Annotated in this window: 10 protein-coding genes; all 10 read left to right on the top strand. The window is 70.2% G+C overall.

The window, feature by feature from the left end; genetic code table 11:
* Positions 1-261, top strand: a 261-nt coding sequence (locus ACTIFJ_RS14770) for a hypothetical protein (RefSeq protein WP_439534873.1), incomplete at its 5' end; no start/stop codon positions are given.
* Positions 258-1,745, top strand: a complete 1,488-nt coding sequence (locus ACTIFJ_RS14765) for a hypothetical protein (RefSeq protein WP_439534872.1) — start codon at positions 258-260, stop codon at positions 1,743-1,745. The genes ACTIFJ_RS14770 and ACTIFJ_RS14765, both read left to right, overlap by 4 nt.
* A 14-nt stretch (positions 1,746-1,759) precedes the next feature.
* The gene (locus ACTIFJ_RS14760) at positions 1,760-2,293 is read left to right on the top strand and encodes a flagellar basal body-associated FliL family protein (protein ID WP_439534871.1); all 534 of its coding nucleotides are present in this window, start codon (positions 1,760-1,762) and stop codon (positions 2,291-2,293) included.
* Positions 2,290-3,018 (top strand): FliM/FliN family flagellar motor switch protein, encoded by a 729-nt coding sequence (locus tag ACTIFJ_RS14755; protein ID WP_439534870.1) that lies wholly within the window; start codon positions 2,290-2,292, stop codon positions 3,016-3,018. Before ACTIFJ_RS14760 ends, ACTIFJ_RS14755 begins: the two co-directional genes overlap by 4 nt.
* Entirely contained in the window at positions 3,018-3,329 is a 312-nt protein-coding gene (gene fliN, locus ACTIFJ_RS14750; RefSeq protein ID WP_439534869.1) for a flagellar motor switch protein FliN, read from the top strand. Before ACTIFJ_RS14755 ends, fliN begins: the two co-directional genes overlap by 1 nt.
* A 14-nt stretch (positions 3,330-3,343) precedes the next feature.
* On the top strand, positions 3,344-3,562 hold the full coding sequence (locus tag ACTIFJ_RS14745; RefSeq protein ID WP_439534868.1) for a flagellar biosynthetic protein FliO: 219 nt from the start codon (positions 3,344-3,346) through the stop codon (positions 3,560-3,562).
* On the top strand, positions 3,559-4,269 hold the full coding sequence (gene fliP / locus ACTIFJ_RS14740) for a flagellar type III secretion system pore protein FliP (protein ID WP_439534867.1): 711 nt from the start codon (positions 3,559-3,561) through the stop codon (positions 4,267-4,269). The genes ACTIFJ_RS14745 and fliP overlap by 4 nt, the downstream gene beginning before the upstream one ends.
* Entirely contained in the window at positions 4,269-4,577 is a 309-nt protein-coding gene (locus ACTIFJ_RS14735; RefSeq protein WP_439534866.1) for a flagellar biosynthetic protein FliQ, read from the top strand. Before fliP ends, ACTIFJ_RS14735 begins: the two co-directional genes overlap by 1 nt.
* Entirely contained in the window at positions 4,574-5,323 is a 750-nt protein-coding gene (locus ACTIFJ_RS14730; RefSeq protein ID WP_439534865.1) for a flagellar biosynthetic protein FliR, read from the top strand. Before ACTIFJ_RS14735 ends, ACTIFJ_RS14730 begins: the two co-directional genes overlap by 4 nt.
* Positions 5,320-5,656 (top strand): EscU/YscU/HrcU family type III secretion system export apparatus switch protein (locus ACTIFJ_RS14725; RefSeq protein WP_439534864.1); only part of this gene is annotated, 337 nt, incomplete at its 3' end. The genes ACTIFJ_RS14730 and ACTIFJ_RS14725, both read left to right, overlap by 4 nt.

The following is a 5,656-nucleotide window of genomic DNA, read 5'->3' as shown; positions in this document are numbered from 1 at the left end:
CGCCAGCTGAGCGAGGCCGGGCTGCTGTCTCGGGTCCGCACGCTGCTGGCCCAGGGCGGCGCCCGGCCCGGCCCGGTCGCAGCCGGCGAGCTGAAGGCGCGGCTGGCCAGCGATGCGATGCTGCTGCGCCTGGCCGAGGATGTCAGCCGCCGGCTGGGCGGCACCGCCGAGGAGCGTGCCCGGCTCGGCGATGCCCTGGCCCGCGCCCGCGCCGCCGTCGACGCCGCCGTTGCCCGCCGCGCCGAGCAGGAGGGCGAATGATGGACGTTGCCGGCCTCTTCGTGCCCGAGCTTCCGGTTTCGCCGGCACCCGTGTTGTCGGCCGGAGAGGCGACGCCGGCGACGGGCTTTGCGTCACTGCTCGACACGTTGCTGCCGCCAGTCTCGCCGGACGCGTCGGTTACGGCGGACATCACCCTGACTTCGGCCGAGCGCGAAGACCCGACCACGCTCGATATCCTCGCTGCCCCGGTCCTGCCGTCGTCGCCGCCGGAGGTCGTCAGACCGAGCCGCCTCGCCCTGCTTTCCGATTGGCACGCGCTGCCGCCGATAATGGCGGACGACGTCTTCCCGCCCCGAGTGTCCGTAGTCCAGCATGGCATGATCCCGCCGCCACACCCGGTCCCGCCGTCGCCGGTTCAGGCCGTGCCGCTGCTTTCCATCGAACTGCCGGCTGCCGATGACGTGCCGATGGGCGACAAGCATATTATCGTACCGCCGCTTGGCGACAATCCGGACACCGCCGCCGTCGACGAGACGATTGTTGTCCAGCTGCCGCAGCCGCTGGCCCAGTCAATCCCTCTGCCGACTGCGTTGGACCCGCTTCCTCGCGTTGCCATCACGGCGGCAATGCCTGTGCTGCCGCCGGCCTTGCCGCGTTTCGAGGCACCGCGCGCCGACCGAGCTGCTTCGGTTCCGGCGCCGACAGCCAGCGCGCCGCCGCCCTCAGTGCCGCCGTTGGTGCCAACCGCGGCGGTGGCTCCAGCTGAGGCGCAAATGCCTGCCATTGCCGAGCCTGTTGCGGTCGCTGTCGCACCCACGCCCAGGCCCCTTCCAACACTCTCGCCCACGCCCTCGCATGCGGCCCCACCCGAACCACGCTCGTCCGCAGCGGTCGTTCCATTTCCGCCTGTCCCCGACGTGCAGTCGCGCACCGTGCGCCTGATTCCGTCGAACCGTGAACCCCTGCCATCCGCAGACAGCCCGTCGCCGCTAGTGCCGCCCGTGGGCACCGTGCTGCCGCTGCCGACGGTCGAGGCGGCGCGCACCGTGCTTACCGTCGATGCGCGAATGGCAGGGCAGGGGGGCGCCCGCCCGGTCGACGATGGGGTGGGTGCCGCGCTGGCGGCGACGCAGCCGCTGTCCATGTCGTTCGACAGTGCCGGGCAGGGGCCGGTGCGGATGGCGCTTTCCGGCGGGCCGCAGGCATTGCAGCTGGCGCTGGCGATGCCGGCGGAAGCGGGCGAGCGCGCGCTGGCCCGTGCCGATGACCTTTCCGTCGCGCTGTCCGACCAGGGAGTCCGCCTGGCCTCGATTCAGGTCAGTGCCGCCGATCGCAGCGCCGTCGGCGAGCCGGATGGCCGCAGCGCCGCCTCCCGCGAGGGTGGTGGCCAGCAACAGCCGACCCCCGAGCAGCGCTCGCAGGCAATGTTGGCGTCCCGCTCCGCTGCATCGCCGTCGCCGGCCGCCGTTGATGAACCATCCCTGGTCGCGCCGCGCCGTCGCGCCGCCGATCGCTTCGCTTGATCCGGAGACCGTCAATGGCCAATGCCCCCAGTCCTGCCGCCGATGCCAAGGCCAAGCCTGCCAAGGGCAAATCCGGTGTCGGCAAGATGCTGGTGCTTGCCATCGGCTTCATCGCCGCCGCGGCCGCCGCCGGGTTGGGCGCGGCCGTGGGAGTCATGAAGTTCGGCGGACCGATGCTGGGCGCTGCGCCGGCCGCTGGCCATGGCTCAGAGGCGGCCGCGTCGCCGGCAATGCCGGTCGAATATGTCGAGATCGACACGGCGTTTACCACCAACCTCGTTGATACGGGACGCTATCTGCAGGTGCGGCTGTCGGTCTCGACGCTGGGAGGCAAGCCCGTCGTCGATGCGATCGCGCTGCACAAGCCGGCGATCGTCTCTGCGGTGCTCGCCGCGCTCGGTGACCTCGGCGAGACCGACATCGCCAGCCGCGACGCCAAGGACCAGCTGCGCGTGCGGCTGAAGGACATCATCAACAATGTGCTGCGCCAACGCGGCGTCGCCGGCACCGTCGACGAGGTGCTGTTCGTGTCGATGGTGATCCAGTGAGCGAGTTGCGCATCCGGTCAGAGGCCTTTGTCGACCATCCCGTCATCGACAGCTTTATTCCGCCGGCCAGTGCCGCCCCGGCCAGCACTGCCGACCTGGGGCCGCTGGTCGGTTCCGTCAGCGCCGCGCTGGCAGGCCTGCTTGGCACAAAGGTGCAGCTGGTGCCGGCCACCGAGACCGAAGCGGAAGCCATCGACGGCCAAGGCGGCCTCAAGTTCGCGTCGCTGCTGTTGACGATCCGGCTTGGCGGCACGCCGCCTCGTGCGGATACGCCTGTGGCCGGTGGTGATGTGCTGGCAGCCTATCGCGAGCGGTTGCTGGCCGCCGTCGCTGCCGCGGTCGCCGATTCCGAATTGTGGCCGCGCGGCCTCGTGAGCCTGGCGGTGACGGCGCTGGCGCATGGCGTCGAGGACGGCCTGTGGCTGCGTCCCCCCACGGTCCGTCACGTACCGCAGCGGCTGGCGCCGAGCCCGCACCCGCGCATGCTGCGAGGGCTGGGCGACGTGCCGATGCGGCTGGCGGTCGAGCTGGCGGCGGCGGAGATGTCGCTGCTGGCGCTGCTGCCGCTGCGCCCTGGCCAGATCATCACCATCGCCCCGGCCTCCGACATGGCGCTGCGGATGGATGGCCAGGCCATCGGCCGGGTCAGCCTCAGCTCGCGCCCGGATGGCCGACAGGAAGCGCTGCTGGTGGCGCTCGATTTATCGCAGAAGGAAAGTCGCTGATGAATGCCTTTTCCCCCGGTGGCCTCCAGGCCGATGACGACAGCATCGATCCGCTCGCAGGCCCGGCGCTTGACCTTGGCGCCTTCGGCGGCATCGCCGTGCGGCTGTCGGTCGAGGTCGGTGCGGTGCGGCTGCCGCTGCGCGATGTGCTTGCGCTCCAGCCGGGCAGCGTCCATACGCTCGACCGACGGGTCGACCAGCCGGTCGATGTGCTGATCAACGATCGGCTGATCGCGCGCGGTGAAATTGTCGCGGTCGGCGACCGGTTCGGCGTCAAGCTTACCGAGATCATGCCCGGAACGCCCGGATGACGAGCGGCGGGGGCATGCAATTGGCCCGGCTGCGCGCCTTGCTCGGCGGCGGCCTGAAAAGCCTGGCGCTGGCCGGCGAGGCACGCCGTCATGCCAGGGTGCTTCAGGCATTGCCGCTGGGACCGGGTAGCCGGCTGCTGGTCGTCGAGTTCGGCGGCCGCCGCCATTTGATCGGCCAGGCGCGCACCGGCCTTGTCAGCCTTGCCGACGCGCCGGCCGAGCCCGACGCATGACGTTCTGGTTGCCGATGGTACAGGCCGTGCCCACCGTGCCGGCGTTGCCGAACTCGCTGGGCGAAGCGCTGCCAAGCCTGTCGTCGGCGATCCAGATCCTGCTGGTAATGTCCAGCCTGACGCTGCTGCCGGCGGCGCTGCTGATGATGACCTGCTTCACCCGCATTGTCATCGTGCTGGCGATCCTGCGCCAGGCGCTGGGCCTCGGCCAGAGTCCGCCCAACCAGCTGCTGGTGGGCATCGCGCTGCTGATGACCCTGTTCATCATGCGCCCTGGCCTCGAGCGGATTCACGACGGCGCCTACAAGCCGCTAGTCGCCGGCACCATGCCGGCCAACATCGCGCTGGGCATTGCCGGCGACGAGCTGAAGGGCTTCATGCTCACCCAGACCCGCGAGGCCGATCTGCGCAAGTTCGCCGAGATCGCCCGCGCCGGCCCCTTCGCCGTGCCTGCCGAGGTGCCGCTGCCGGTGGTGCTGCCGGCCTTTGTGGCATCGGAACTGAAGACGGCGCTGCAGATCGGCTTCGTCATCTATCTGCCGTTCCTGATCATCGACCTGATCGTCTCGTCGATCCTGATGTCGATGGGGATGATGATGGTGTCGCCGGCCACCGTCAGCCTGCCGGTCAAGCTGGCGCTGTTCGTAATGGTCGACGGCTGGACACTGGTGCTCGGCGCGCTGGCCAAGAGCTTCGGCGGCGGCTGATGCGCGTTCCGCTCCTCGTCCAGGCGATGGCGGACATGCCGGACGACCGGATGATGTCGGCGCTGACCCGCGATGCCGTGCTGCTGTTCGCCTCCAGCGCCGCCACCTTCCTGCTGCCGGTGCTGGTGGTGGCGATCGTCGTCGGGCTGGTACAGACCATCCTCTCGGTGTCCGAACAGAGCCTGTCGTTCCTGCCCAAGCTGCTGACATTGGTGGCGGTCATCGGCATCGCTGGCGAGCATGTGATGACCGGGCTGGCCAATTTCCTCGAAAGCGGCCTGATCGACATGGTCGGCGCCATCCGATGATCGCCGGGACCGCCTTTGACGGGCTGGACATGCTGATCCGCTTCACCATGGCAGGCGTTCGGCCGCTGGTGATGCTGGCGCTGTTGCCGCCGATGGCCGGCGCGGTCCTGCCCTGGGCGGCGCGGCTGGCGATTGTCAGCGCGCTGGCGGTTTTCACGGCCTTTGGCCCGCATGCGCCAGCCACGCTCGGGCTCGAAGCGCTGCCGGGCGAGGTGCTGGCCGGGCTGCTGGCCGGGCTGGCGGTGGCGGTGGCCTTTGCCGCTGCTGCGCTGGCCGGCGAGGTGGCGGCCAGCATCATCGGGCTCGGCTTCGCCAGCTTCGCCACCGCCGTCGGCAACGTCTCGGTGATCGGCAATTTCTTCACGATGATCGTTACCCTCGCCTGGCTGACGACCGACGGCCATCTGAGCTTCCTCGGCAGCATGGTGCTGGGAGGCGGCGTGCTGCCGCCGGGCAGTGTCGAGCTGGCGTCCGTTGGGCTCGGCGAACTGGCGGCCTATGGCGCCGTGATGTTCGAGGGCGCCTTGCGGATGGCGCTGCCGGTGGTCGGGCTGCTGCTGGTCGGCAATCTGGTGGTGGCGCTGGCGGTGCGCGCAGCGCCGCAGCTCGGCGCGCTGGCGATCGGCCCGCCGCTGCTGTTGCTGCTGATGGTCTGGACATTGCCGCTGCTGCTCGAAGGGCTGGTCAGCCGCGCCCGGATCACGCTGGAGGCGGCGGGCGCCCTGCTGCCAGGCGTCCTGTCATGAGCGAGGAGGACAAGAGTCAGGCCGCTACCCCCAAGCGCCGTGCCGATGCGCTGAAGGAGGGCAATGTTTGGGCACCGAAAGAGCTGGCGCCGGCTGCGGCCGTGATCACCGCTGCCGGGCTGGCGGGCGCGATGGGAGAAAAGCTTTGGTGGGCGCTGGCAGGCTTCCTTGCCGAAGCCCTGTCAGGCGCCGGTGCTATCGTGGCACGCGGCGAAGATGGTGTGCCCGCCGGCTGGCTGGCGCGGCTGACGCCCTGGCAGGGGCCGCTGGTGCTGGCGCTCGCCATTACCGTGCTGACTGCCGGCCTAGCCCAGGCGGCAACCCGGCATGTCT

It is taken from the genome of Polymorphobacter sp. (genome assembly GCF_051860865.1).
Taxonomy (GTDB): domain Bacteria; phylum Pseudomonadota; class Alphaproteobacteria; order Sphingomonadales; family Sphingomonadaceae; genus Sandarakinorhabdus.
This window is presented reverse-complemented; position numbering and strand designations above follow the sequence as displayed.

What these genes read in the sequence shown, in the direction of transcription:
- ACTIFJ_RS14765 (WP_439534872.1), top strand. Translation starts at nt 258, where the DNA reads ATGATGGACGTTGCCGGCCTCTTCGTGCCCGAGCTTCCGGTTTCGCCG.
- ACTIFJ_RS14760 (WP_439534871.1), top strand. Translation starts at nt 1,760, where the DNA reads ATGGCCAATGCCCCCAGTCCTGCCGCCGATGCCAAGGCCAAGCCTGCC.
- fliN (WP_439534869.1), top strand. Translation starts at nt 3,018, where the DNA reads ATGAATGCCTTTTCCCCCGGTGGCCTCCAGGCCGATGACGACAGCATC.
- ACTIFJ_RS14745 (WP_439534868.1), top strand. Translation starts at nt 3,344, where the DNA reads ATGCAATTGGCCCGGCTGCGCGCCTTGCTCGGCGGCGGCCTGAAAAGC.
- fliP (WP_439534867.1), top strand. Translation starts at nt 3,559, where the DNA reads ATGACGTTCTGGTTGCCGATGGTACAGGCCGTGCCCACCGTGCCGGCG.
- ACTIFJ_RS14735 (WP_439534866.1), top strand. Translation starts at nt 4,269, where the DNA reads ATGCGCGTTCCGCTCCTCGTCCAGGCGATGGCGGACATGCCGGACGAC.
- ACTIFJ_RS14730 (WP_439534865.1), top strand. Translation starts at nt 4,574, where the DNA reads ATGATCGCCGGGACCGCCTTTGACGGGCTGGACATGCTGATCCGCTTC.